Source organism: Luteimonas lutimaris, from assembly GCF_039537065.1.
Taxonomy (GTDB): domain Bacteria; phylum Pseudomonadota; class Gammaproteobacteria; order Xanthomonadales; family Xanthomonadaceae; genus Luteimonas; species Luteimonas lutimaris.
Genome location: NZ_BAAAZU010000031.1, coordinates 138,257 through 160,894 on the forward strand (window position 1 = coordinate 138,257; position 22,638 = coordinate 160,894).

At 69.6% G+C, this 22,638-nt stretch carries 28 protein-coding genes; 12 read left to right on the top strand and 16 right to left on the bottom strand.

The window, feature by feature from the left end; translation table 11 throughout:
• Positions 1–36: 36 nt before the first annotated feature.
• The 5 genes from ABD679_RS14365 to ABD679_RS14385 form a co-directional block, all read right to left on the bottom strand.
• A complete protein-coding gene (locus ABD679_RS14365) occupies positions 37–2,028 on the bottom strand; it encodes a M1 family metallopeptidase (RefSeq protein WP_344760694.1) in 1,992 nt (663 codons plus the stop codon).
• Positions 2,029–2,063: 35 nt separating this feature from the next.
• Entirely contained in the window at positions 2,064–2,993 is a 930-nt protein-coding gene (locus ABD679_RS14370) for an aspartate carbamoyltransferase catalytic subunit (RefSeq protein ID WP_344760695.1), read from the bottom strand.
• A gap of 88 nt (positions 2,994–3,081) precedes the next feature.
• Positions 3,082–3,543 (bottom strand): Holliday junction resolvase RuvX, encoded by a 462-nt coding sequence (ruvX, locus tag ABD679_RS14375; RefSeq protein WP_344760696.1) that lies wholly within the window; start codon positions 3,541–3,543, stop codon positions 3,082–3,084.
• Entirely contained in the window at positions 3,540–4,106 is a 567-nt protein-coding gene (locus tag ABD679_RS14380; protein WP_344760697.1) for a YqgE/AlgH family protein, read from the bottom strand. The genes ruvX and ABD679_RS14380 overlap by 4 nt, the downstream gene beginning before the upstream one ends.
• 129 nt (positions 4,107–4,235) lie before the next feature.
• Positions 4,236–4,697 (bottom strand): FKBP-type peptidyl-prolyl cis-trans isomerase, encoded by a 462-nt coding sequence (locus tag ABD679_RS14385; RefSeq protein WP_344760698.1) that lies wholly within the window; start codon positions 4,695–4,697, stop codon positions 4,236–4,238.
• A gap of 102 nt (positions 4,698–4,799) precedes the next feature.
• Between ABD679_RS14385 and ABD679_RS14390 the strand changes: the two genes are divergently transcribed.
• Both ABD679_RS14390 and ABD679_RS14395 read left to right on the top strand, forming a co-directional pair.
• On the top strand, positions 4,800–5,345 hold the full coding sequence (locus tag ABD679_RS14390; protein ID WP_344760699.1) for a DNA-3-methyladenine glycosylase I: 546 nt from the start codon (positions 4,800–4,802) through the stop codon (positions 5,343–5,345).
• Positions 5,342–6,475: a hypothetical protein gene (locus ABD679_RS14395; RefSeq protein WP_344760700.1), complete on the top strand. Its 1,134-nt coding sequence runs from the start codon at positions 5,342–5,344 to the stop codon at positions 6,473–6,475. The genes ABD679_RS14390 and ABD679_RS14395 overlap by 4 nt, the downstream gene beginning before the upstream one ends.
• 142 nt (positions 6,476–6,617) lie before the next feature.
• Here the strand turns inward: ABD679_RS14395 and ABD679_RS14400 are convergent, their stop codons facing one another.
• From ABD679_RS14400 to ABD679_RS14415, 4 genes are all read right to left on the bottom strand, one after another.
• On the bottom strand, positions 6,618–7,244 hold the full coding sequence (locus tag ABD679_RS14400; RefSeq protein ID WP_344760701.1) for a superoxide dismutase: 627 nt from the start codon (positions 7,242–7,244) through the stop codon (positions 6,618–6,620).
• 135 nt (positions 7,245–7,379) lie between these two features.
• The gene (locus tag ABD679_RS14405) at positions 7,380–8,168 is read right to left on the bottom strand and encodes a M48 family metallopeptidase (protein WP_344760702.1); all 789 of its coding nucleotides are present in this window, start codon (positions 8,166–8,168) and stop codon (positions 7,380–7,382) included.
• Between the two features lie 145 nt (positions 8,169–8,313).
• Positions 8,314–9,444, bottom strand: a complete 1,131-nt coding sequence (locus tag ABD679_RS14410) for a PilT/PilU family type 4a pilus ATPase (RefSeq protein ID WP_344760703.1) — start codon at positions 9,442–9,444, stop codon at positions 8,314–8,316.
• A 164-nt stretch (positions 9,445–9,608) separates the two neighbouring features.
• Complete coding sequence (locus tag ABD679_RS14415) at positions 9,609–10,646, bottom strand: type IV pilus twitching motility protein PilT (RefSeq protein WP_344760704.1); 1,038 nt, start codon at positions 10,644–10,646, stop codon at positions 9,609–9,611.
• Between the two features lie 89 nt (positions 10,647–10,735).
• Between ABD679_RS14415 and ABD679_RS14420 the strand changes: the two genes are divergently transcribed.
• The 3 genes from ABD679_RS14420 (at position 10,736) to ABD679_RS14430 (ending at position 12,905) form a co-directional block, all read left to right on the top strand.
• On the top strand, positions 10,736–11,464 hold the full coding sequence (locus ABD679_RS14420; protein ID WP_344760705.1) for a YggS family pyridoxal phosphate-dependent enzyme: 729 nt from the start codon (positions 10,736–10,738) through the stop codon (positions 11,462–11,464).
• Between the two features lie 96 nt (positions 11,465–11,560).
• Entirely contained in the window at positions 11,561–12,433 is an 873-nt protein-coding gene (gene proC, locus ABD679_RS14425; RefSeq protein ID WP_425561910.1) for a pyrroline-5-carboxylate reductase, read from the top strand.
• Complete coding sequence (locus ABD679_RS14430; RefSeq protein WP_344760707.1) at positions 12,426–12,905, top strand: DUF4426 domain-containing protein; 480 nt, start codon at positions 12,426–12,428, stop codon at positions 12,903–12,905. The genes proC and ABD679_RS14430 overlap by 8 nt, the downstream gene beginning before the upstream one ends.
• 25 nt (positions 12,906–12,930) lie before the next feature.
• Here the strand turns inward: ABD679_RS14430 and ABD679_RS14435 are convergent, their stop codons facing one another.
• From ABD679_RS14435 to pdxH, 3 genes are all read right to left on the bottom strand, one after another.
• Positions 12,931–13,326 carry a DoxX family protein gene (locus tag ABD679_RS14435; RefSeq protein ID WP_344760708.1) on the bottom strand — a complete coding sequence of 132 codons (396 nt, stop codon included), beginning with the start codon at positions 13,324–13,326 and terminating at the stop codon, positions 12,931–12,933.
• A 76-nt stretch (positions 13,327–13,402) separates the two neighbouring features.
• Entirely contained in the window at positions 13,403–14,152 is a 750-nt protein-coding gene (locus ABD679_RS14440) for an ABC transporter substrate-binding protein (protein ID WP_425561911.1), read from the bottom strand.
• A 137-nt stretch (positions 14,153–14,289) separates the two neighbouring features.
• Positions 14,290–14,892, bottom strand: coding sequence for a pyridoxamine 5'-phosphate oxidase (gene pdxH / locus ABD679_RS14445; protein WP_344760709.1), 603 nt, complete (start codon positions 14,890–14,892; stop codon positions 14,290–14,292).
• Between the two features lie 17 nt (positions 14,893–14,909).
• Here pdxH and ABD679_RS14450 point away from each other — a divergent pair, with 17 nt between their 5' ends.
• A complete protein-coding gene (locus tag ABD679_RS14450) occupies positions 14,910–15,719 on the top strand; it encodes a kinase (protein ID WP_344760711.1) in 810 nt (269 codons plus the stop codon).
• 32 nt (positions 15,720–15,751) lie between these two features.
• Here ABD679_RS14450 and ABD679_RS14455 read toward each other — a convergent pair whose 3' ends face one another.
• The gene (locus ABD679_RS14455) at positions 15,752–15,955 is read right to left on the bottom strand and encodes a dodecin family protein (protein WP_344760712.1); all 204 of its coding nucleotides are present in this window, start codon (positions 15,953–15,955) and stop codon (positions 15,752–15,754) included.
• Positions 15,956–16,050: 95 nt separating this feature from the next.
• Here ABD679_RS14455 and ABD679_RS14460 point away from each other — a divergent pair, with 95 nt between their 5' ends.
• Positions 16,051–16,608, top strand: coding sequence for a shikimate kinase (locus tag ABD679_RS14460; protein WP_344760713.1), 558 nt, complete (start codon positions 16,051–16,053; stop codon positions 16,606–16,608).
• On the top strand, positions 16,605–17,693 hold the full coding sequence (aroB, locus tag ABD679_RS14465) for a 3-dehydroquinate synthase (protein ID WP_344760714.1): 1,089 nt from the start codon (positions 16,605–16,607) through the stop codon (positions 17,691–17,693). The genes ABD679_RS14460 and aroB overlap by 4 nt, the downstream gene beginning before the upstream one ends.
• A 14-nt stretch (positions 17,694–17,707) precedes the next feature.
• Here the strand turns inward: aroB and ABD679_RS14470 are convergent, their stop codons facing one another.
• Positions 17,708–18,337, bottom strand: a complete 630-nt coding sequence (locus ABD679_RS14470; RefSeq protein ID WP_344760715.1) for a cysteine hydrolase family protein — start codon at positions 18,335–18,337, stop codon at positions 17,708–17,710.
• A gap of 95 nt (positions 18,338–18,432) precedes the next feature.
• On the opposite strand from ABD679_RS14470, the gene ABD679_RS14475 reads away from it, so the two are divergent.
• From ABD679_RS14475 to hemE, 3 genes are all read left to right on the top strand, one after another.
• Positions 18,433–19,416 (top strand): GlxA family transcriptional regulator, encoded by a 984-nt coding sequence (locus ABD679_RS14475; RefSeq protein ID WP_344760716.1) that lies wholly within the window; start codon positions 18,433–18,435, stop codon positions 19,414–19,416.
• Positions 19,417–19,486: 70 nt separating this feature from the next.
• Entirely contained in the window at positions 19,487–19,741 is a 255-nt protein-coding gene (locus tag ABD679_RS14480) for a WGR domain-containing protein (protein ID WP_344760717.1), read from the top strand.
• Positions 19,742–19,845: 104 nt separating this feature from the next.
• Positions 19,846–20,919, top strand: a complete 1,074-nt coding sequence (gene hemE, locus ABD679_RS14485; protein ID WP_344760718.1) for a uroporphyrinogen decarboxylase — start codon at positions 19,846–19,848, stop codon at positions 20,917–20,919.
• 137 nt (positions 20,920–21,056) lie between these two features.
• Here the strand turns inward: hemE and ABD679_RS14490 are convergent, their stop codons facing one another.
• Entirely contained in the window at positions 21,057–21,323 is a 267-nt protein-coding gene (locus ABD679_RS14490; RefSeq protein ID WP_344760719.1) for a hypothetical protein, read from the bottom strand.
• A gap of 109 nt (positions 21,324–21,432) precedes the next feature.
• The gene (locus tag ABD679_RS14495; protein ID WP_344760720.1) at positions 21,433–21,726 is read right to left on the bottom strand and encodes a hypothetical protein; all 294 of its coding nucleotides are present in this window, start codon (positions 21,724–21,726) and stop codon (positions 21,433–21,435) included.
• Positions 21,727–21,842: 116 nt separating this feature from the next.
• Here ABD679_RS14495 and ABD679_RS14500 point away from each other — a divergent pair, with 116 nt between their 5' ends.
• Positions 21,843–22,613: a spermine/spermidine synthase domain-containing protein gene (locus ABD679_RS14500; RefSeq protein WP_344760721.1), complete on the top strand. Its 771-nt coding sequence runs from the start codon at positions 21,843–21,845 to the stop codon at positions 22,611–22,613.
• Positions 22,614–22,638 lie beyond the last annotated feature (25 nt).

Genomic DNA, 22,638 nt, shown 5'->3' on the forward strand with positions numbered 1-22,638 from the left:
ATTCGGCTATGGCGCCCTGCGTCGAACCGATCGGCGTCAGCCGCGCAGTTCGAACCCGTTGTTGCCGCGATCGGCGTCGGGCAGCTTCGCGTCCGGGTCAATGCGCACGCGGGTGATGCGCTGGCGGGTGGGCAGGGTCAGCGTGGGCGTGGTGCGCCGGATCCAGGCTTCCACCGGCACCCGCCGGTCCTCGTGGCTGCCGTCGGCGAAGTCGATGCGCAGCGTCGCCGGCATCACAAGCTTCTGCCGGCTTTCGAGCGTGACCGCCACGCCCTTGGCCGGATCGCCGTCGACGTACTTCGCGTCACGCACCGCGAGGTCGAGCTGCCAGTTGTTGAAATACCAGCCGCGCCACCACCACGACAGGTCCTCGCCGGCCTCGCTTTCCATGAAGCGGAAGAAGTCCGATGGCGTCGGGTGCTTGTACGCCCAGGTGGCGATGTAACGGCGGAACGCGGGATCGAAGCGCTCGGGGCCCAGGATCTGCTCGCGCAGCAGCACCAGCCCCAGCGCGCCCTTGAAGTAGGCCAGCGGATGCCGGTACTCCTCGGTGGTCGCATCGGCGGTGGCGAACATGTTGGGCGCGGTCGCATCGGCCAGCAGCGGCAGGATCTCGTCGACCGGGTTGCCGCCCTCGGGCGCGTACTCGCTGTCGCGCTTGGGCGCGTATTCGCCGCCGTTGAACGCATCCGAGGCGTAGACGTCGATGAAGGTGTTGAAGCCTTCGTCCATGAACGCATGCCGGCGCTCGTTGGAGCCGACGATCATCGGGAACCAGGTATGGCCGATCTCGTGCGCGCTGATCCAGAACAGCTTGCTGCCGCCATCGTCCATGCCGTCGAAGACGATGCCCGGGTATTCCATGCCGGCACCGTGGCCGCCGAGGTTGACCGCCGCCGGCCACGGGTACGGATACCACTGCGAGAAGTGCTCGACCGCGCCCTTCATGTATTCGGTGGAACGGTCCCACTTGTCCGCGCCCACGGCCTCGACCGGATACACGGACATCGCCATCGAATGCCCGCCATCCGGCAGGTTGATGCGCGCGGCGTCCCACACGAACGCGGGCGAGGCGGCGAAGGCGACGTCGCGGGTGTGGTCCATGTGGAAGCGCCAGGTCTGCGTGCCTTCGCGCTTCGGCCGGCTGGCCGGGTCGCCGACTTCGGCCGGCGTGCGGATCATCACCGTGCGGTCGCTGCGCGCGGCCTGCGCGAGGCGCTCGCGCTGGGCACTGGTCAGCACCTCGTCGCCGTTGACCAGCGCACCCGAGCCGGCGACCAGGTAATCCCAGGGCACGGTGACCGCGTAGTCGAAGTCGCCGTATTCCAGGTAGAACTCCGACCCCAGGTAGGGCTGCGTGTCCCAGCCGTGCAGGTCGTCGTAGACCGCCATGCGCGGGTACCACTGCGCGATCTCGAAGATCTCGCCGTTGCGGCTCGGCGTCACCGCGGTACGCCCGCCCCAGGTGCCGGGGATTTCGTAGCCGTAGCGGATGTGCAGCTTCAGCGACTCCCCGCCGCCGGCCAGCGGCCGCGGCAGGTCGACGCGCATGCGGGTGTCGTCGACCAGGGTCTGCACGGGCTGGCGATGGCCGCCGATCTCGACCTCGACCGAGGCGATCTCGAAGCCTTCGGTGGAGGCTTCGCGCCGCCACGGCATCGCCATCGCCGAGCGCGAATCGGCGCGGTAGATGTTCTGGTCCAGCTGCAGCCACAGCACGTCGAGCGCGTCGGGGCTGTGGTTGGTGTAGGTGATGGTTTCCTCGCCCTGCAGGCGGCGCGCGTCCGGCTCGATCGTCGCGTGCAGGTCGTAGTCGGCGCGGTTCTGCCAGTACTGCGGCCCCGGCTTGCCGCTGCCGGTGCGCAAGGCGCCGGCCGGCTGCGGCAGTTGCAGCGGCGCGAACAGTTCCAGCGGGTCGTATCCGCCGGTCGCCGCGCCACCGGACGGCGGTGCCGCCTGGACCGCGAACAACGGAGCGGCGGCGAAAAGTGCGGCGATCGCAGCACCGCGGATCGACAACGAAACCATGCGGATATCCGGTTCGACGGAACCGGCATCTTACTTCAGGCCAGCAGCGCCTCCAGCACCGCCATCCGCACCGCGACGCCGTTGGCGACCTGGCGCAGCACCAGCGACCGCGGGCCGTCGGCCACGTCGCTGTCGATCTCGACGCCGCGGTTCATCGGCCCCGGATGCATCACCACGGCATCCGGCGCGGCGCGACGCAGGCGTCCGACGGTGAGGCCGTAGTCGCGGTGGTAGTCGTCGAGCGACGACACCAGCCCCTCGGCCATGCGCTCGCGCTGCAGGCGCAGCATCATCACCGCGTCCACGCCTTCCAGCGCCGCGTCGAAATCCTGCGACACCTCGCAGCCGGCCAGCGTCGCGTCGTCGGGCAGCAGCGCCGCCGGGCCGCAGGCGCGGATCGTGCCCACGCCCAGCGTGCGCAGCGCCTGCAGGTCGGAGCGCGCCACGCGCGAATGGCGGATGTCGCCCACGACCAGCACCGTCAGCGCGGAGAAGTCCGTGCCCCTGGCCTGGCGCAGGGTCAGCATGTCCAGCAGGCCCTGGGTCGGATGCGCGCTGCGGCCGTCGCCGGCGTTGACCAGGGCGGTGCCGGGCGCCGCGGCGGCGGCCAGTTCCGCCACCCCGCCGTCCACCGAGTGCCGCACCACGAAGCCGCGCACGCCCATCGCCTCGATGTTCTTCAGCGTGTCCAGCGCGGTCTCGCCCTTGCTGGTCGACGAGGTCGAGGCGTCGAAGTTGAGCACGTCCGCACCAAGCCGCTGCATGGCGCGCTGGAAGCTCAGCCGCGTGCGCGTGGAGGGCTCGAAGAACAGCGTGCACACGGCGGTGCCGGCCAGCGACCGGCCCGCCTCGCCGTCGGCGAAGGCCTGCGCGCGGTCGAGCAGCGCCACCAGCTGTTCGCGCGGCAGGCCGTCGAGGGTGAGCAGGTGGCGCAGGCGGCCGTCCGGGGCGAGTTGCGTTGTCATGGATGTCCGGCGGATCGGTCTGGTTGGGGGGCGTCGCATCCGTGCGTGGCGGATGGAGTTCGTCGGGTGGCGGCCGCGTCACGTGTCGCTACAGGGGCGTGGCATCCCCGGGCGCGGCGAGCCAGCGCTCGATGATGACCGCCGCGGCCACCGCGTCGAGCGCCGCCGCGTCGCGGCGCCGGCGGCGCCCTTCGGCGCGGTCGAGCGCGAACCGCTGCGCCGCCTCCACCGAGCTGGAACGTTCGTCCATCAGCACCACCGGCAACTTGTAGCGTGCCTGCAGTTCGTGCGCGAAGGCGTGGGCGCGAGCGCGGATCGGCTGGTCGCCGCCTTCGAGCGTCATCGGGTCGCCGACCACCGCGCCATCCGGGCGCCATTCCTGGTGCAGGCGGTCGATCGCCGGCCAGTCGATGTGGTCGCCGTGCACGTCGATCACCGCCAGCGCCCGCGCGCCGTGGCCGAAAGCGCTGCCGACCGCGACGCCGATCCTGCGCGCGCCGACGTCGAAGCCGAGCACGGTGCCGTCGGGCTTGATCGGCGCGGTGCTCATGCGTGGCCGCTGTAGTCGGTCATCCGGGTCATGTCGACGCCGATGCGCCCTGCCGCGGCCTGCCAGCGCGCCTCCAGCGGCGTGTCGAACAGCAGTTCGGCGTCCGCCGGCACGGTCAGCCAGCTGTTCTCGGTCAGTTCGTATTCCAGCTGCCCCGCCCCCCAGCCGGCACAGCCCAGCGCGACGGTGACGCGCTCCGGGCCTTCGCCGCGCGCGATCGCCTCGAGCACGTCGCGCGAGGTGGTCACGAACAGGCCGTCGCCGATCGCCAGGCTCGAATCCCATTCGCGGTCGCCGTCGTGCAGCACGAAGCCGCGCTCGGGATGCACCGGCCCGCCGGCCAGCACCAGCTGCTCTCCCAGCGCCGCATCACCGGTGGTGATGCCCATCTGCTCGAACACGTCGCCCAGCGTGTATTCCGAAGGCCGGTTCACCACCACGCCCATCGCACCTTCGTCGTCGTGCTGGCAGATCAGCGCCACCGAGCGCGCGAAGTTCGGGTCGGCAAGCGACGGCAGCGCGATCAGCAGCTGGTTGGCCAATGGCGTGGGCGTGGCGGACATGACGGCATTCTACCCGCCCAGGCAGACAATGAAGCGAAGCCGAAAACGATGCCGCGCGCGCGGTTGCCGCCAGTAAATCGCGGGGATTTGCCCTTTTTCCGTAACGCCGCACGCCAGACCGGACGACGCTCAGCCGAGGCCGGACTCGATCTCCTCCGGGGTCGCCGGGCGCACGTCCACGACTTCCACCCGGGCCCGGAACGGACGCCCGGCCAGCGGGTGGTTGCCGTCCACGGTGATCGTGCTCCCGTCCACCGCGGTCACCACCACGTCCAGCGGCCCGCGCGCGGTCTGCGCCTTCAGCCGCGCCCCGACGGTGGGTACGCTGGCGCCGTCGCCGAGCATGCCCAGCGGCAGCGTCTGCACCAGTGCGTCATGGCGCTTGCCGAAGCCCTGCTCGGGCGCGATTTCCACCTCGAACTCGTCGCCGGGCTCCTTGCCCTCCAGCGCCTGCTCCAGCCCGAGCACGATCCCGCCGCTGCCGTGCAGGTAGACCAGCGGATCGTGGCCGCGGGTGGTGGTGATCTGGCCGCCCTGCTGGTCGAGCAGGGTGAAGTGGACGGTGGCGACGCACCGGTCGGCGATTTCCATGGCAAGCCTTCAATCCGGGGACTGCGGGCATGGTCGCGCAGCCGCGAAGACCGGCGCAACCCCGGGCACGCCGCGGTTGCGCGCGTCCGCTAAGCTGGCCCCATGGGCACCAGCTACTGCGACTTCGCACCCGGGCACCCGCTGCACGGGCCCTACCACGACACCGAATACGGCTTCCCGCAGCGCGACGAGTCCGTCCTGTTCGAACGCCTGCTGCTGGAAATCAACCAGGCCGGCCTGAGCTGGGAAACGATCCTGCGCAAGCGCGACGGCTTCCGCCGCGCCTACGAAGGCTTCGACGTCGACGCGGTCGCCGCCTACGGCGAAACCGATCGCCTGCGCCTGCTGGGCGACGCCGCGATCATCCGCAACCGCCTGAAGGTGGATGCCGCGATCCACAACGCGCAGGTGATCCGCGGCCTGCGGCAGTCGCACGGCGGCTTTGCCCAGTGGCTCGATGCGCACGCCGTGGAGGACGGGACACCGCGCGAGAAGGCGTCGTGGGTGAAGCTGTTCAAGCGCACCTTCAAGTTCACCGGCGGCGAGATCACGGGCGAGTTCCTGATGAGCCTGGGATATCTGCCGGGCGCGCACCGGCCGGGGTGCCCGGTGGGGGACAGGCTGGCTCGAAAGGAATCGAAAGGATGAAGCATTCCACCAGACCCCGTGCATGGGCGGTCGCCTTGGCCGCAGGCATGCTGTCCGTCGCCCCGGTATCCGCATCCGGCGAAGCAGAACCCACTGGGAACACCAGGGCTGCGGCCGCCTTCCTGCGCGATGCGATCCTCGAAGCGGCACGCAATGGCCAGGCGGATCCGGTACAAACGGTTTTCGGGCAACTCCGCGACAAGGCCGGCGTCGATGTCGAACTTCCACTTGATACCGGGACCAGGCAACCGGCTGCGCCGTCCGACCTCCGCTGCCCCGACGGCATCTCGACGGGGGACTGCAGGGCGTTCCAGAACTACGCATTCGGCCCTGGCGATGGGTACGACGGCGAGGGGCACGACCTTGGAATCACCTTGATCGATCTGGATGGCGATGGCAGACGCGACCTGGTGTCGGACTATTACACGGGCGGCACGGGCCTCTACTCGGCGATCGAGTTGATCCGGCAGGATCCCGTACGTGGATTCGGTCCTTCACGGGGTGAATCAGAGTCGCGCCGACAACGGATGAGTTATTCGATCAACGGACGCGGCGGGGACCAGGCATTCGAGATCCTGCGCATCCATGGCACGTCCTACGCGGTCTACCGCGACAGCTTCTACGCGCTGGACACGATCACGCTCGAAATGCCATTCGCGCCCGTCGAGGAAAGTGCACGGATCGAAGTGCGCTACCGCCACCGCCACCGCGCCACGCAGGACGGAAGCGAACCCGAAGCCACGCGCCATGACCCAGCCACTGCCAGCCTCCTCGCAGCAGTCAATCAGGCACTGTCCGACCGCGCATGGAATGATCCGGACATCGGCAGCGAGACGGACAGATGCCCGTCCGACCCGGAGGTAGACGGGCAATGGCCCTGGCATGGTGCAGGCCACTATTCAACCGAGTTCACATGGAGTTTCCCGGTCCGGTCGGCAGGCAAGTGCCTGGGCGCGACGATCGTCAATTTCCTCGGTAGTTATCGCACGGACCAGTCCGCCTGTTGTGCTGTCTGGATCTACGGGCCCGGGTACGAGGAGATTGCAACGTTTCACCTGGCCACCGAACGACGCGTGATATCGGTGGAAGCAGGCGAACGAGGTGACCCTGGCCCGGGGCTTTTCGATTAGCAGGCCGTCCCGTTCCGGCGACAGGCGCCTGCACCAGGCGTGCCCCTGCACCTGGAGATCGGACGGCAACAAGAATGAAAAAGCCCGGCATTGCCGGGCTTTCTCGGATCGCGTTGCGCGGCGAATCCGCGCGGGCCAGGGATCAGCCCTTGACCGCCTCCTGGTACCGACGCTCGACCTCGTTCCAGTCGACCACGTTGTAGAACGCGCCGATGTATTCCGGGCGGCGGTTCTGGTACTTCAGATAGTAGGCGTGTTCCCACACGTCCAGGCCCAGGATCGGGGTGTTGCCCGAGCCGATACCTTTCATGAGCGGGTTGTCCTGGTTGGCGCTGCTCTCAACCGAGAGCTTGCCGGACTTGTCAACGCTCAGCCACGCCCAGCCGCTGCCGAAGCGGGTGATCGCCGCCTGGGTGAAGGCTTCCTTGAACTTGTCGAAGCCACCCAGGTCGCTGTCGATGTGCTTGGCCACGTCGCCGACCGGCTCGCCGCCACCCTTGGGCGACATCACGGTCCAAAACAGGGAGTGGTTGGCGTGGCCGCCGCCGTTGTTGCGCACCGCGCCGCGAATCTTCTCGGGCAGCGCGTCGAGGTCGCGGATCAGTTCCTCGGCCGGCTTGTCGGCGAACTCGGTGCCTTCGACCGCCTTGTCGAGATTGTTGATGTAGGCCTGGTGGTGCTTGGAGTGGTGGATCTCCATCGTCTTCGCGTCGATGTGCGGCTCGAGCGCGTCGTAGGCATAAGAAAGGGGAGGAAGGGTATGCGCCATGGCGGGTCTCCGGAGATGTCTTGGCCGCATATTGTGCCGCGGCGCGAATGAAAACGCGGTTATGGCAGCGACAACGCAGTGTCCCGGCCAACCTGAAGCCTACGTGAGGTTCCGGTGCAGCCGCACCGGACCGCCTCATCCATCGATGCTGCGCTCGATCAGGTCGGCCCGCTTGGCCGGATCGGGATGGCTGGACAACATGCCCGCCTTCGGGCCGCCGTCGTCGAGCTTGCGCAGCGCGGAGACCGCTGCCTGCTGGTCATGGCCGGTACGCTTGAGAAGGGCCAGCCCGAACTGGTCGGACTCCAGCTCGCTGGATTGCGAATGCTTGGCGTTGATCACCGACTCCACCAGTCCACCGAGCTCCGACGACGCCAGCTTGCCCACGGCACCGCTGTTCGCGGCCACGCCCTTGCGCGCGGCCTGGGTGAGATAGCCGGTTCGGAAGCGCTCCTTGCTGTGGCCGTGCTTGACGTGGCCGATCTCGTGCCCGATCACGAACCGCAGCTCGTCGTCGGTCATCAGGTCCATCAGGCCGCTGTAGACGCGCACCGAGCCGTCCGGAAGCGCGAACGCGTTGACTTCCGGATTCTGGTAGGCCTTGAAGTTGAGCTTGAGCCCGCTGTCGTTCTCGAGCCCGGACGTGACCGCAGCCAAGCGCTTTGCGTAGGCATCATCCGCGGGCAGCACGGTGCTCTGGGCATCATAGGCAAGCGCGGCTTCCGCGCCCAGGGAAGCAACATCTTCGTCGCTGAGCGTCAGCCCGCGCAGCGCATCGGAACCGACGTCGACAATGGTTTTGGCCTTCTGGCTCCCAGCCAGCCCCTTGAGCTTGCCAAGGGCGCTCTGGCCCCAGGCACCCTGTGCGGCCAGAACGAGGACGGCGCCGAGCAGCGGCGCCGCGATCCGGAGATATGCAGGCATTGCAGGACATCCTTGTGTGGTTGGACGAAATGGAGCGCCGCGCGCCGCGACGCGTTGCGCATTCTATCCATGCCAGTCCCACCTTGCGATGTCACGCACGTTGCACCATGCCGGGATGCAGTGCGCATCGCGGAGTCCGCGTGACTCAGTTCGCTTCCGCGACCTCGACCCCGTCCAGTCCCTGCGACAAGGTGCGCGCGTCGCCGCCCTGGGCGAGCTTGATGCGCAGGCGCACCTCGTTGGCCGAGTCGGCGTAGCGCAGGGCGTCCTCGTAGCTGATCTCGCCGGCCTGGTAAAGCTCGAACAGGCTCTGGTCGAAGGTCTTCATGCCCAGGTTGGTCGACTCCTTCATCACTTCCTTGAGCTTGTGGATCTCGCCGTCGCGGATGTAGTCCTGCACCAGCGGCGTGCCGAGCATGATCTCCATCGCCACGCGGCGCCCCTTGCCGTCCGGGGTCGGGATCAGCTGCTGGGCGACCACGCCCTTGAGGTTCAGCGACAAGTCCATCAGCAGCTGGCCGCGGCGGTCCTCGGGGAAGAAGTTGATGATGCGGTCCATCGCCTGATTGGCGTTGTTGGCATGCAGCGTGCACAGCACCAGGTGGCCGGTCTCGGCGAAGGCGATGGCGTGGTCCATGCCCTCGCGGGTGCGGACTTCGCCGATCATGATCACGTCCGGCGCCTGGCGCAGGGTGTTCTTCAGCGCCGCGTCCCAGCTGTCGGTGTCGATGCCGACCTCGCGCTGGGTGATGATGCAGCCCTCGTGCTTGTGCACGAACTCGATCGGGTCCTCGATGGTGATGATGTGGCCGGTCGAGTTCTGGTTGCGGTAGCCGATCATCGACGCCAGCGAGGTGGACTTGCCCGTGCCGGTGGCGCCGACGAAGATGATGATGCCGCGCTTGGTCATCGCCAGGGTCTTGATGATCGGCGGCAGGTTGAGCTCCTCGATCGTCGGGATCCGGGTCTCGATCCGGCGCAGCACCATGCCCACCTGGTTGCGCTGGTAGAAGCAGCTCACGCGGAAGCGGCCCACGCCCGACACGCCGATGGCGAAGTTGCACTCGTGGGTGCGTTCGAACTCCTCGCGCTGCGGCGGCGACATCACGTTGAGCACCAGGTCGCGCGCCTGCTGCGGCGTGAGCGGGTTCTGGGTGATCGGCGAGATCTTGCCGTGCACCTTCATCGACGGCGGCATGCCCGCGGTGATGAACAGGTCCGACGCCTTCTGGTGCGCCATCAGTTTGAGGAATGAGGTGAAGTCGATGCTGCTCATGGGAAGCTCCGGGACTGGGGACTCGGGACTCGGGACTCGTGCAAGGCGTCAAGCCCCGCGCTGGTCCAAGCTCCAAACCGCCTTCTGTCCGCTCATGTGAATCCGGATTGCCTTCGGGAGTTGCCGTGTCCGGGTCCCGGGTCCCGAGTCCCGGATCCCCGGCTTCATTCGAACAACCGCTTGTCCTTCGCGTAATCCTTCGCCTGCGCGCGCGTGACCAGGCCGCGCTTGACCAGGTCCTGCAGGTGCTGGTCGAGCGTCATCATGCCGTGCTGCTGGCCGGTCTGGATCGACGAATACATCTGCGCGACCTTGTCCTCGCGGATCAGGTTGCGGATGGCCGGGATGCCAACCATGATTTCCCAGGCCGCGGTGCGGCCGCCGCCGACCTTTTTCAGCAGCGCCTGCGAGATCACCGCGCGCAGCGACTCGGACAGCATCGAGCGCACCATCGGCTTCTCGCCGGCGGGGAACACGTCGATGATGCGGTCGATGGTCTTGGCCGCCGACGAGGTGTGCAACGTGCCGAACACCAGGTGGCCGGTTTCCGCGGCGGTCAGCGCCAGGCGGATGGTTTCCAGGTCGCGCAGCTCGCCGACCAGGATGTAGTCGGGATCCTCGCGCAGCGCCGAGCGCAGCGCTTCGTTGAAGCCGTGGGTGTCGCGGTGCACCTCGCGCTGGTTGATCAGGCACTTCTGCGCGGTATGCACGAACTCGATCGGGTCCTCGATGGTGAGGATGTGCCCGTACTCGTTCTTGTTGACGTGGTCGACCATCGCCGCGAGCGTGGTCGACTTGCCCGAGCCGGTCGGGCCGGTGACCAGGATCAGGCCCTGCGGCTGGTCGATCAGCTCCTTGAAGATGCGCGGCGTGCCGAGATCCTCGAGCGTGAGCACCTCGGACGGAATCGTGCGGAACACCGCGCCGGCGCCGCGGTTCTGGTTGAACGCGTTGACGCGGAAACGCGCCAGTCCGGCGATCTCGAACGAGAAGTCGACCTCGAGGAATTCCTCGTAGTCGCGGCGCTGCTTGTCCGACATGATGTCGTACACCAGCGCATGCACCTGCTTGTGGTCGAGCGCCGGGATGTTGATGCGGCGCACGTCGCCGTCGACGCGGATCATCGGCGGCAGGCCCGCCGACAGATGCAGGTCCGACGCCTTGTTCTTGACCGAGAACGCCAACAGTTCGGCGATATCCATGCATGCTCCCCTGGCACTGCGACTGGAATGAACTACCCCTGCGCGGCAGTATAGCCCCGGACCCGCGCCGGAAATCCAGCCCCTTGCCGATGCCCGATTCCCTGTACGCGCAGGCGCTGCGCGATGTCCTGCAGCGACTGTCCTCGGCCGCGGCCGCGTCTGGCCGCCCCCGGCCGCGGCTGCTCGCGGTATCCAAGACCCAGCCTGCGACGGCCGTCGCGGAAATGGCCGCCGCATTGCATGCAATGAATGTGACCGCGGTCGCGCCTGCCCCGGCGTTCGGCGAAAACTACGTGCAGGAAGCCCTCGCCAAACAGGAAGCCCTGGCATCGGAAACGCTGGAATGGCACCTGATCGGCCACCTGCAGTCGAACAAGGCCCGCGAGGCGGCGACCGCGTTCGACTGGGTGCAGACGGTCGACCGCGACAAGCTGGTCGCCGCCCTCGCCCGCCACCGACCCGACGACCGCCCGCCGCTGAACGTCCTGGTCCAGGTGAACATCGACGACGAGGCCAGCAAGCACGGCTGCGCGCCTGGCGAAGTGCCGGCGCTCGCCGCCGCGATCGCCGCCCAGCCGCGGCTGCTGCTGCGCGGGCTGATGGCGATCCCCGCGCCGCATCCGGACGTCGCGCACCGCCGCGACGCCTTCGCGCGCATGAAGGCGCTGTTCGACGCGCTGGCCGGGCAGTATCCGCAGATCGACACGCTGTCGATGGGCATGAGCGACGACATCGAACTGGCGGTGGCCGAGGGCGCGACGATGGTGCGCGTGGGGACGGCACTGTTCGGGGCGAGGCAGCGCGCGCAGGACTCCTGAAGGCGCGCTTCGGGCAACGCGGGGTTGCCCCGGCTGGTCCGCAGCGGCCGACGCGATGGCCTACCATCGTGTTCCACCCGCACCATGCCACCGCCGATGACTGCTTCCACGACCCCTGCATCCCCGGACTCCAACGCTGGCTCCACCGCCTTCATCGGCGGCGGCAACATGGCCCGCAGCCTGATCGGCGGGCTGGTCGCGCGCGGTACGCCGGGCAGTTCGATCCGCGTCGCCGAGCCGGCCGAGGCGGCGCGCAAGGCGCTGGCGGACGACTTCGGCGTGGCCACGTTCGCCGACGGCGCACAGGCCGTGGACGGCGCGGACGTCTGGATGCTGGCGGTCAAGCCGCAGGTGTTGCGCCAGGTCTGCGAGGCGCTGGCGCCGCAGGCGCGGGCACGGCGGCCGCTGGTCGTGTCGGTCGCAGCGGGCATCACCACCGCGCAGATCTCGCGCTGGCTGGGCGGTGGCGAAGACGCGGATGCACCGGCCATCGTGCGCTGCATGCCCAACACCCCGGCCCTGCTCGGCGCCGGTGTCACCGGCCTGTTCGCCACGCCCGCGGTCGATGCGTCCGGGCGCGAGCGCGCACAGGCGCTGCTGTCCAGCGCCGGCACGACGGTGTGGATCGACGACGAGGCGCAGATGGACGCCGTCACCGGGACGTCCGGCAGCGGCCCGGCCTACGTGTTCCTGCTGGCCGAGGCGATGGAAGATGCGGCCAAACGCCAGGGCCTGCCCGACGCCACCGCGCGCACGCTGGCGCTGCAGACGATCCTCGGCGCGGCGCGCATGCTCACCGAACCCGGCGCCCCGCCGCCGGCCGAACTGCGCCGCCGCGTCACCTCGCCGGGCGGCACCACCCAGGCGGCGATCGAGACGTTCGAGGAAGGCGGCCTGCGCGAACTGGTCGACCGCGCGATCGCCAACGCCGCCGAGCGCGGCCGCGAGCTGTCGGCGGCCAATGACTGACGGGCTTGCCCGCGCCGCGTCCGCCCTGGTGCTGGTCGCCGCCCTGGCCGGCTGCGGCGCTTCCCCGCCGCCGTCCGCCCACCAGGCGCAGGCGCCGGAGGAAGCGATGACGCGGGTCGGCGACGTGCTGGTCCGCGCCAACGTCCTGCCCACCACGATCATCGGCGAGGCCGTCGCCACCCAGTACGGCGTCGAACGCGATCCCGGCACGGTGATGCTGCTGGTCGGCGTGCGCCGCGACGCGGACGGCGGCGAAACAGCGCTGCCCGCACGCGTCACCGCCACCGCCGCCGATCTGCTCGGCAAGCGCCAGCAGCTGCAGATGCGCGAAGTACGCAGCGGTGAATTCATCGATTACGTCGGCACCGCGCGCGTGATCGCGCCGGACACCCTGCGCTTCGTCGTCACGGCAACGCCCGAGGGCGGATCGCCGATGGAGCTGCGCTTCAACCGGGACTTCTTCCCGCGCTGAAGCAGCACCAAACCATCCCGCATTCCTAGCGCTGGTTGATGGCGTAACGCCCCGGCCCGATCAGCACGATGGCGATCGCGGTGAACAGGAACATGCCCTGCAGCTCCAGCGCCCAGCCGCCCTGGTCGTTGAGCTGGCCCAGCTGGCCCATGTGCGCCAGGACGAAGGCGAACAGCATGTTGACCGCGACGATCACCGCGCCGATCCGCGCGTGGAACCCGAACAGCAGCATCAGCGGCGCCAGCACCTCGCCGATCAGCACGCCGTAGGCGACGAAGCCCGGGAACCCGTGGGCGACGACCATGCCCTCGATCGGGCCGAGGCCGTTTTTCAGCTTCGAAATCCCGTGCAGCAGGATCAACGCGCCCAGCGCGATGCGCAGCACGAGCTTGCCAAAGTCCTGCATGGCTGCCTGGTTCATGGACGCACTCCCGGTGTGGATGGCGTGCGCATGATGGCAGATGGCCGTGGGGTTGGGACTGCTTCGCGTGGGGCACTCAGCCGTGCCGCCCGGCCCACTCGCACACGATCCGCGCGATCTCGCGCACGCCCTCGGTCAGCGCGGCCGGGCCGGGCTGCAGGATGATCGGCGACTTGATCTCGTGCAGTTCGCCGTCGCGCACCGCCGGGATCGCGTCCCAGCCAGGGCGCGCGGCCACCTTTTCCGGCCGGAACTTCTTGCCGCACCACGAACCCAGGATGATGTCCGGCGCGCGCCGCACCACCTCGCCCGCGTCGGCCAGGATGCGCTGCTTCGCCAGCGATTCGGCGGCCAGTTCCGGGAACACGTCGTCACCGCCGGCAATGCGGATCAGTTCGGCCACCCAGCGGATGCCGGTGATCGGCGGTTCGTCCCATTCCTCGAAGTAAATGTGAGGCCGCCGCGGCAGGCGCGCGGCTTCGGCGGCGATGGCGTCGAGCCCGCGCTGCAGCTCGTCGGCGTACGCATTGGCGGGCTCGGCCACGCCGACCAGCGCGCCGAGCCGGCGCACGTAGTCGACGATGCCTTCGACGCTGCGGTGGTTGCTGATCCACACCTCCACCCCGCGTCGCACCAGTTCGGCGGCGATGTCGGCCTGGATGTCCGAGAACCCGACCACGAAGTCCGGCTCGAGCTTCAGGATCTCGTCGATCTTCGCGCTGGTGAACGCGCTGACCTTCGGCTTCTCCTTGCGCGCACGGGGCGGGCGCACGGTGAAGCCGCTGATCCCCACGATCCGGTCCTGCTCACCGAGCGCGTACAGCACCTCGGTCGGCTCCTCGGTGAGGCAGACGATGCGTTGCGGGCCGGAAGGCCGGAACTGGGGATCCGGGACCCGGGACCCGGCAAAACCCGCGTCCCGCTCCCTGGATTTCCAACTCCCCATTCCCGATCCGCGTTGCTTCACGGATACAGCATCCGCTTCGTCCACACCCCCGCCACATCGCTCTCGTACAGCCAACGCTCGTGCAGGCGGGAATCGCCGGCGTACCAGAACTCGACCGAACGCGGCTGCACGCGCAGGCCGGTCCAGCGCGGGGGGCGCGGGACGTCGCGGCCTTCGAACTCCTGCTCCACCTGCGCGATGCGCACCTCGAACGCCTCGCGCGACTCCAGCGTCTCCGACTGATCCGATGCCCACGCGCCGACCTGGCTGCCGCGCGGACGGCTGGCGAAGTAGGCGTCGGCCTCGTCGTCGCTCACCAGCTCCACGCCGCCCTCGACGCGCACCTGCACGCCGCTGCGCACGCGCGGCCAGTGGAACAGCAGCGCGGCGCGGTGGTTGGCCTGCAACTCGCGGCCCTTGCGGCCGTCGAGGTGGGTGTAGAAGACGAAGCCGCGTTCGTCGTGCGCCTTCAGCAACACCGTGCGCGCGGACGGGCAGGCGTCGAGCGAGGCGGTGGCGACGACCATCGCGGTGCGGTCGGGCTCGCCGGCCGCCAGGGCCTCGTCGAACAGCTGGTCGAACGTGGCCAGGGCTTCGGCGTAGAGGTCGGTCTGGTTCATTGGGCTATTGTGGCCCGATGTCGAAGGGTCCGCACGCCGCCGCCGAGGCCGGGTTCCCGGACGCGTTCGTCGCCCGCTGCCTGGACGATGCGCTGGCCCACGGCGCCCGCGTCTACGGCATTTCCGGCCTGCAGGGCAGCGGCAAGTCCACCCTCGCCGCGCAGCTCGCGCGGCTGGCCGGCGAATGCGGCATCCGCGCCGTGGTGCTGTCGCTGGACGACGCCTACCTCGACCACGACGAACGCGCCCGCCTCGCCCGCGACGTGCATCCGCTGCTGGCCACGCGCGGGCCGCCGGGCACCCACGACATGGCGCTGGCCACGCGCACGCTCGATGCCCTGCGCGCGGGCGAACCGGTCGCCCTGCCGCGCTTCGACAAGCTCGCCGACAGCAAGCGTCCCGGATCGGAATGGCCACGCGCGGACAACGTGGAACTGGTGCTGTTCGAAGGCTGGTTCCTCGGCGCCCCGCCCGAGCCGGACGCGGCGCTGGCCGACCCGGTCAACGCGCTGGAACGCGACGAGGACCCCGACGGCCGCTGGCGCCGCTGGTGCAACGACGCCCTGGCGCGCGACTACCCGGCACTGTGGCGGCGCATCGACCGCCTGCTGTTCCTGCAGGGACCGGGCTTCGACATCGTGCCGCGGTGGCGCTGGCAACAGGAGCAGTCGCTGCAGGCCGGACACCCGGACCGCAAGGCCATGACCCGCGCCCAGGTCGAACGCTTCGTGCAGTTTTTCGAACGCACCAGCCGCCAGGCGATGCGCACGTTGCCGGGCATGGCCGACACCGTGGCGCCGCTGGACGGGGAGCGGCGGCCGCTGTAGCGCGGCCGCGCGCCGCCGGCGACATGCAGCTGTTACGACACCACGAAGGTGATGCGCAGGTTCACGCGCCACTCGGTGATGTCGCCGGTGTCGTTGGTGACGGCCTTGATCTCGTTCACCCACACGCCCTTGATGCCCTTGACCGTCTCGGAGGTCTTCTTCAGGCCGTGGCGCACGGCGTCCTCGACGCTCTTCTCGGACGAGGCGTTGACTTCGATGACCTTGGCGACTGCCATTGCGTTTCTCCGGTGTTGGGCGGCATGGCCGCCGGGACAGGCAGACTAGGCGCAGGCGCGTTAAGGCCGCGGCACGCGGTGCTAGCATCCCGGCCATGAATCCGGCACCCAACCTTGTCCTCGTCGGGCCGATGGGCTCGGGCAAGTCCTCGATCGGGCGACGCCTGGCCGAGCGTTTCGGCCTCGCCTTCCTCGATGCCGACCGCGAGATCGAGGCGCAGGCCGGCGCCAGCATCGCCACAATCTTCGAGTGCGCCGGCGAAGCCGACTTCCGCGCGCGCGAACAGGCCGTGCTGGCCACCCTGCTGGCCGGCGAAGGCACGGTGATCGCCACCGGCGGCGGGGCCGTGGTCGATCCCCGGACGCGCCGGTTGCTGCGCGAGCGCGGCTTCGTGGTCCACCTGCACATCGACGTGCCACGGCAGCTCCAGCGCCTGGCGCGCGACCGCACCCGCCCGCTGCTGGCCGCCGACGACCGCGAACAGGTCCTGCGCCGCCTGGCCGAAACGCGCGACCCGCTCTATGCCGAAGTCGCCGACCTGCGCTTCGACACCGCATCGATGAACGCCAACGACACCGTGGCCAGGCTCGGGCACCTGCTCGACCTGCGCTGGCAAATGGCGGCCGTGCCCGCGGGGAGCACGGCACCGTGACCGCGCTCGACGTCGAGGTCGGCGGCGCCCGGCCCTACCGCATCCACATCGGCGCCGGTCTGCTGGACGACGGCGCGCTGCTCGCGCGGCCACTGCGCGGACGCCACGCGCTGGTTGCCAGCGACGGCAACGTCGCGCCGCTGTATGCCGCCGGCGTGGTCGACGCGCTGCGCGCGGCACGTCCCGATGCGCAGGTCGCCACCTGCGTCATCCCGCCCGGCGAACAAGAGAAGACGCTGGCGCGCTTCGGCGAGGCCATCGACGCGCTCGCCGCGCTCGGCGCCACCCGCGACGCCTGCGTGTACGCGCTGGGCGGCGGCGTGGTCGGCGACCTGGCCGGTTTCGCCGCGGCCTGCTGGATGCGCGGCATCGACTGCGTGCAGCTGCCGACCAGCCTGCTGGCAATGGTCGACTCGTCCGTCGGCGGCAAGACCGCCGTCGACCTGCCGCAGGGCAAGAACCTGGTCGGCGCCTTCCACCCGCCGCGCGCGGTGGTCGCCGACACCGCGACGCTGCGCACCCTGCCCGCCCGCGAACTGCGCGCGGGGCTGGCGGAGGTCGTCAAGTACGGGGCCATCGCCGAGTCCGGCTTCCTCGACTGGCTCGACGCGCACGCCGACGCGCTGCTCGGCGGCGACGCCGACGCGCTGTCGGAGGCGATCGCCCGCAGCTGCGCGCACAAGGCGGCCATCGTCGAGCGCGACCCGTTCGAGCACGGCGAGCGCGCCCTGCTCAACTTCGGCCACACCTTCGGCCACGCCATCGAGACCGCGCAGGACTACGGCGCGCTCAACCACGGCGAAGCGGTGGCCGTCGGCATGGTGCTGGCCGCACGCCTGTCCGCGGCGCTGGGGCTGGCCACCGACACCGACACCATGATCCTGCGCGCCCTGCTGCAGCGCCTGGGCCTGCCGACGGAACCACCGGCCGGCCTCGCCCCCGACACCCTGCTCGCGCACATGCGCCTGGACAAGAAGGCGCAGGCCAGCGGCCTGCGCTTCGTGCTCTGGGACGGCCCCGGCCATGCGCGCGTGGTGGCGGACGTACCGGAGGATGCGGTGCTGGACGTGCTGCGCGGCGCCTGAGCGTCGCGGCCAACTCAGGCCGCGCGCCGGCTTTCGCGCGCGCGCCGGTTGGATGCCACCGGGTTGTCGCGCACCGGCGCTTCGCCCGAGCGCAGCGCCTCGATCCAGTCGGCCGTGCGCACCACCGCGGCGAAGTTGCTCTGGAACACCACGGAAAGCACGCGGTGGATTTCTTCCGCGCTCGCCGCGCCCGCCTGGTTGGCGTATGGCAGCGAACCGCTGGCATCGGAGAGGAATTCCACCTGCAGCCCGGCGTGCACCGCCCCGAAGACGGTCGAGGCATCGCAGTTGTGGGTCATGTAGCCGGACACGGTGAGCGTGTCGATGCCGTTGCGCTCGATCCACCCGGCCAGGTCGGTGCCGGTGAACGCGCTGTCCCGGTGCTTCTCGATGTAGTGGTCGCGCGGACGCCTGGCGACCTCCGGGTGCAGTTCCCAGCCCCGCGTGCCCTTGTCGAACGCGGGGGCACCGGCCGGCGAGGTGTGCTGCACCACCACCACCGGCACGCCGGCCGCGTGCGCGGCGTCCATCGCGCGACCGATGTTGGGCAGAGACTCGCCGAGAGGGGGATGCTCGATCGGCATGTTGCCGTGGAAGTATTCGTCCTGCACGTCGATCACGACGAGGGCGCGCTTGCGGTCCATGGGGAACTCCTTGCTGGTGGGAAGTGCATCCATTCTTGGCCCTGGCCGGGCGCCCCGACAGTGGCCCGGATGACAATATTCGATAGAATCGGGCCATGCCTGCCTCCCGCCCTTCCGCAACCTCGCCCGCCGCCGACACCGTCGCCGTGGTGGCTTTCGATCGCATCAGTCCCTTCCACCTGTCCGTGCCCTGCCTGGTCTTCGAGGACCGCAGCCGCCACGGGCTGCCGCGGTTCCGGGTGCGGGTGTGCGCGGCCGAACCCGGCCCGCTGCGCACCGATGCCGGCTTCACCATCGAGACCCGGCACGGGCTGGCCGGCCTGCGCGGGGCCGGCACCGTGGTGGTGCCGTCCTGGCGCGACGCCGGCGAACGCCCGCCGGAAACGCTGCTCAAGGCGCTGCGCGCCGCGCACGCCCGCGGTGCGCGCATCGTCGGGCTGTGCCTGGGCGCCTATGTGCTGGCCGAGGCCGGCCTGCTCGACGATCGCCCGGCCACAACGCACTGGATCGCGAGCGGGGACTTCGGCCGGCGCTTTCCGCGCGTGCGGCTGCAGTCGGACGTGCTCTACGTCGACGATGGCGACGTCGTCACCTCGGCCGGCACCGCCGCCGGCATCGACTGCTGCCTGCACCTGGTGCGCCAGCGCCACGGCGCCGAGGTGGCCAGCCGCATCGCCCGGGCGATGGTCGTCGCACCACACCGGCGCGGTGGACAGGCGCAATACATCGAACAACCGCTGCCGGCCTCGCCGCGCGACGACCGCCTGGCCGACGTGCTGGACTGGGCGCTGGCGCACATCGACCAGCCGCACAGCCTCGATGCCCTGGCCGAACGCGCACTGATGAGCCGGCGCACGTTTACCCGCCGGTTCCGCGACGCCACCGGCACCACCGTCGGCCGCTGGTTGCAGGCGCAGCGCCTGGCACGCGCGCAGCGGCTGCTGGAAACCACCGATGCGCCGCTGGAAACGGTTGCGACCGAAGCCGGGTTCGGCTCGGCCACCTCGCTGCGCCAGCATTTCGGGGCGGCGCTTGGCACCTCGCCGTCCGCGTGGCGGCGGGAATTTCGCGGTGGGTGACGCGATGCAGGCCCAGGTAAAGCCGGAACCGGCAACTTCCCCCAGCCCCCGGCCGTACAATGCCCGCCCCATGCGCCTGTTCCTGCAACAACGCCCCGACAGCCACGACGCGCCGCGCTTCGTGCAGCTGATGCTGCAGCCCGACCTGTTCGGCGGCTGGGAGCTGGTGCGCGAAACCGGGCAGGTGGGCGGCCGCAGCACGGTGCGCCGCGAACAGTTCCCCGATCACGCCAGCGCGCTCGCCGCGCTCGAACGCAACCGCGACCAGCAGACCAGGCGCGGTTTCCAGCTGATGTACGCAAAGGGCACCGACGCGCCCAGGTAACCCCCACTGCCATCCCCCGGCACGGCGAAGGACCCCGCCGTGGCGTCCCTGCGCACAGGGATTCCTCGCCACACCGGGATGACGCCCAGAAGGAAATCCGCCCCATGTCCAGCACCCCCGCCAACGACCGATTCCTCCGCGCACTGCGCCGCGAGCCCGTCGACCGCACGCCCGTGTGGCTGATGCGCCAGGCCGGCCGCTACCTGCCCGAGTACCGCGCCACCCGCGCCAAGGCCGGCAGCTTCCTGGCGATGGCCAAGAACCCGGACATCGCCTGCGAAGTCACCCTGCAGCCGCTGCGCCGCTTCGACCTGGACGCGGCGATCCTGTTCTCGGACATCCTCACCATCCCCGACGCAATGGGCCTGGGGCTGCACTTCGTCGAAGGCGAAGGCCCGAAGTTCCGCGACCCCGTGCGCGATGCCGCCGCCATCGCGAAGCTGGGCGTGCCGGACATGGAGACCGAACTGCGCTACGTGATGGACGCGGTGCGCACCATCCGCCGCGAACTCGACGACAAGGTGCCGCTGATCGGCTTCTCCGGCAGCCCGTGGACGCTGGCCTGCTACATGGTCGAAGGCGGCGGCAGCAAGGACTTCGCGCGGATCAAGGCGCTGGCGCTCAACGACCCGAAGGCGCTGCACGCGCTGCTGTCGGTGAACACCGATGCGGTGATCGCGTACCTGTCGGCGCAGCGTGCGGCCGGCGCGCAGGCGCTGCAGGTGTTCGATACCTGGGGTGGCGTGCTGTCGCCGGCGATGTACCGCGAATTCTCGCTGCCCTACCTCACCCGCATCGCGCGCGAACTCGAACGCGGCGAAGGCGACGCACGCACGCCGCTGATCCTGTTCGGCAAGGGCAACGCGACGCATCTCGAAGTGCTGGCCGACTCCGGCACCGACGGCGTTGGCGTCGACTGGCTGGTGGAACTGGGCGAAGCCGCGCGCCGCACGCAGGGCAAGGTCGCACTGCAGGGCAACCTCGACCCGGCCACGCTGTATGGCTCGCCGGACGCCATCCGTGCGCAGGCGCGCAACGCGCTCGACAACTACCGCGACGGCAATGGCGGTTCGCGCGAAGGCCACGTCTTCAACCTCGGCCACGGCATGTCGCCGGACATGAATCCCGACCACGTCGCCGTGCTGGTGGACGAGGTGCACGCGTACAGCGCGCGGTAGTTTCCCGCCCAGCTGTAGGAGCGGCTTCAGCCGCGAGCTTTTATGATCCTGGGGAATTAAAAAGCTCGCGGCTGAAGCCGCTCCTACAGGCCTACAGGCGATCGAGGCAATCTAGAAGGCGCCGCGCCCTCCCGCGACTATTCCTCCGGCGCCGGCTTCAACCCTTCCGCCAGTTCCTCGAATTCGGAAATCGCGCTCTCCAGCGCATCGTGCAGCTCGCCCTGTCGCGTCATCAGGCCGTCGATCGTCTTGGTCTTGCCCAGTTTCGACAGGTCGCCGTCGAACAGCAGCCACGACGCGGTCAGCGCCTCCACGTTGTTCTTCGAGTAATGACGCATTTCCTTGAGCTGGCTCAACGTGTCCTGCACGTGGTCCAGTTCGGTCTTGGGACTGTCGTCCGACATCGGGCACCTCCGCAATAATGGTCATGGTCCAACAGACCCTATCGATCGCGGCGGAACGGCGACGTCAAAACCGCTGCGCGAACATGAACCACACGGAACGCGCCCGGGACTATTCGCCCGTCGCCGGCCCCTGCGGCTCCGGGTTGCCGCAGAACGCGTCGAACGCCTCTGCGCCATCGTTCAGGCCCTGCGCCCTGGCCAGTTCCCACGGCCGCTCGCACTGCGCGGTCTTCGCGCACCACGCGTAGCCGGCCGACGGAATGCAGCCGTGTGCGTCGCGGTCGGAGCCGGGCGCCGGCATCGTCGCCGCCGCCCCCTCGTCCGTCGTTGCGCCGGGCGTCGACGGCCCGGTGGAACAGCCGGCCACGCAGGCGGCCAGCAACAGAACGGGCAACTTGTCCATGTGCACATCCTCCTGGAAGAGCGCCCAGTTCACCACGGACGCATCGGGCGGGCAAACTTGAACCCGTGCCCCATGTTGTTCGAGCATTAAGGCTCATTCCCGCACAGCGAGCCCCGATGCAAGCACTCAACGGCCACCGCGCCGGCCTCCGTCCCGCCGCTGCCGCCACGGCGCAGCCCGCACCAGCGATCGACACCATCCTGGCCGACGAACATTCCGGCCTGCAGCAGATCCGCGTCACCCGCCATCCCACGTTCGGCGGCCAGCTCTACCTCGACGACGACCTGCAGATCTCCGAGTCCGACTCCGCCTACGGCGTGGCCATGGCCAGCCCGCTGCTGGCGCTGCGCCGGCGCGAACGCATCGCCATCCTCGGCGGCGGCGACGGCGGCGTGCTCAACGAACTGCTGCGCAGCCTCGAACCGCTCGGCGACATGCCCGCCGAACTGACCATGATCGAAATCGACGCGCGCGTGATGGTGCTGTCGCGCCGGCACCTGCCCGCCACCTGTGGCGGCGCCTTCGACAATCCGCATGCACAGGTCGTCGTCGGCGACGCATTCGCCTGGATCGACCAAGCCCGCGACCTGGACGCCGTGGTCTACGACCTCACGATGGATCCGGTGCGCGAAGGCCAGTCGCGGGCGGAGTTCATCGCCCGGATCGTCGCGCGCATCGCCCGCGCCCTGCGCCCCGGCGGCGTACTCAGCATGCAGTGCTGCGGCCACGGCCTGCACGATGCCGGTGACCGCGCCGCGCGGCGCGAAGTGCTGCCGCTGATCCGCGAAGCCGTCGATTCACATTTCGGCGAACGCTGCGAGCAGGACGTCCTGGTGCCCTCGTACCGCGACCTGTGGACGTTCCTGAGCGCGCGCAAGCCGGGCTGAGACACAGCCACGCAGCGGTACCGGC

Excerpts from the sequence above, each read along its gene's own strand:
- ABD679_RS14365 (WP_344760694.1), bottom strand. The coding sequence starts at position 2,028 with ATGGTTTCGTTGTCGATCCGCGGTGCTGCGATCGCCGCACTTTTCGCC.
- ABD679_RS14370 (WP_344760695.1), bottom strand. The coding sequence starts at position 2,993 with ATGACAACGCAACTCGCCCCGGACGGCCGCCTGCGCCACCTGCTCACC.
- ruvX (WP_344760696.1), bottom strand. The coding sequence starts at position 3,543 with ATGAGCACCGCGCCGATCAAGCCCGACGGCACCGTGCTCGGCTTCGAC.
- ABD679_RS14380 (WP_344760697.1), bottom strand. The coding sequence starts at position 4,106 with ATGTCCGCCACGCCCACGCCATTGGCCAACCAGCTGCTGATCGCGCTG.
- ABD679_RS14385 (WP_344760698.1), bottom strand. The coding sequence starts at position 4,697 with ATGGAAATCGCCGACCGGTGCGTCGCCACCGTCCACTTCACCCTGCTC.
- ABD679_RS14390 (WP_344760699.1), top strand. The coding sequence starts at position 4,800 with ATGGGCACCAGCTACTGCGACTTCGCACCCGGGCACCCGCTGCACGGG.
- ABD679_RS14395 (WP_344760700.1), top strand. The coding sequence starts at position 5,342 with ATGAAGCATTCCACCAGACCCCGTGCATGGGCGGTCGCCTTGGCCGCA.
- ABD679_RS14400 (WP_344760701.1), bottom strand. The coding sequence starts at position 7,244 with ATGGCGCATACCCTTCCTCCCCTTTCTTATGCCTACGACGCGCTCGAG.
- ABD679_RS14405 (WP_344760702.1), bottom strand. The coding sequence starts at position 8,168 with ATGCCTGCATATCTCCGGATCGCGGCGCCGCTGCTCGGCGCCGTCCTC.
- ABD679_RS14410 (WP_344760703.1), bottom strand. The coding sequence starts at position 9,444 with ATGAGCAGCATCGACTTCACCTCATTCCTCAAACTGATGGCGCACCAG.
- ABD679_RS14415 (WP_344760704.1), bottom strand. The coding sequence starts at position 10,646 with ATGGATATCGCCGAACTGTTGGCGTTCTCGGTCAAGAACAAGGCGTCG.
- ABD679_RS14420 (WP_344760705.1), top strand. The coding sequence starts at position 10,736 with ATGCCCGATTCCCTGTACGCGCAGGCGCTGCGCGATGTCCTGCAGCGA.
- proC (WP_425561910.1), top strand. The coding sequence starts at position 11,561 with ATGACTGCTTCCACGACCCCTGCATCCCCGGACTCCAACGCTGGCTCC.
- ABD679_RS14430 (WP_344760707.1), top strand. The coding sequence starts at position 12,426 with ATGACTGACGGGCTTGCCCGCGCCGCGTCCGCCCTGGTGCTGGTCGCC.
- ABD679_RS14435 (WP_344760708.1), bottom strand. The coding sequence starts at position 13,326 with ATGAACCAGGCAGCCATGCAGGACTTTGGCAAGCTCGTGCTGCGCATC.
- pdxH (WP_344760709.1), bottom strand. The coding sequence starts at position 14,892 with ATGAACCAGACCGACCTCTACGCCGAAGCCCTGGCCACGTTCGACCAG.
- ABD679_RS14450 (WP_344760711.1), top strand. The coding sequence starts at position 14,910 with ATGTCGAAGGGTCCGCACGCCGCCGCCGAGGCCGGGTTCCCGGACGCG.
- ABD679_RS14455 (WP_344760712.1), bottom strand. The coding sequence starts at position 15,955 with ATGGCAGTCGCCAAGGTCATCGAAGTCAACGCCTCGTCCGAGAAGAGC.
- ABD679_RS14460 (WP_344760713.1), top strand. The coding sequence starts at position 16,051 with ATGAATCCGGCACCCAACCTTGTCCTCGTCGGGCCGATGGGCTCGGGC.
- ABD679_RS14470 (WP_344760715.1), bottom strand. The coding sequence starts at position 18,337 with ATGGACCGCAAGCGCGCCCTCGTCGTGATCGACGTGCAGGACGAATAC.
- ABD679_RS14475 (WP_344760716.1), top strand. The coding sequence starts at position 18,433 with ATGCCTGCCTCCCGCCCTTCCGCAACCTCGCCCGCCGCCGACACCGTC.
- ABD679_RS14480 (WP_344760717.1), top strand. The coding sequence starts at position 19,487 with ATGCGCCTGTTCCTGCAACAACGCCCCGACAGCCACGACGCGCCGCGC.
- hemE (WP_344760718.1), top strand. The coding sequence starts at position 19,846 with ATGTCCAGCACCCCCGCCAACGACCGATTCCTCCGCGCACTGCGCCGC.
- ABD679_RS14490 (WP_344760719.1), bottom strand. The coding sequence starts at position 21,323 with ATGTCGGACGACAGTCCCAAGACCGAACTGGACCACGTGCAGGACACG.
- ABD679_RS14495 (WP_344760720.1), bottom strand. The coding sequence starts at position 21,726 with ATGGACAAGTTGCCCGTTCTGTTGCTGGCCGCCTGCGTGGCCGGCTGT.
- ABD679_RS14500 (WP_344760721.1), top strand. The coding sequence starts at position 21,843 with ATGCAAGCACTCAACGGCCACCGCGCCGGCCTCCGTCCCGCCGCTGCC.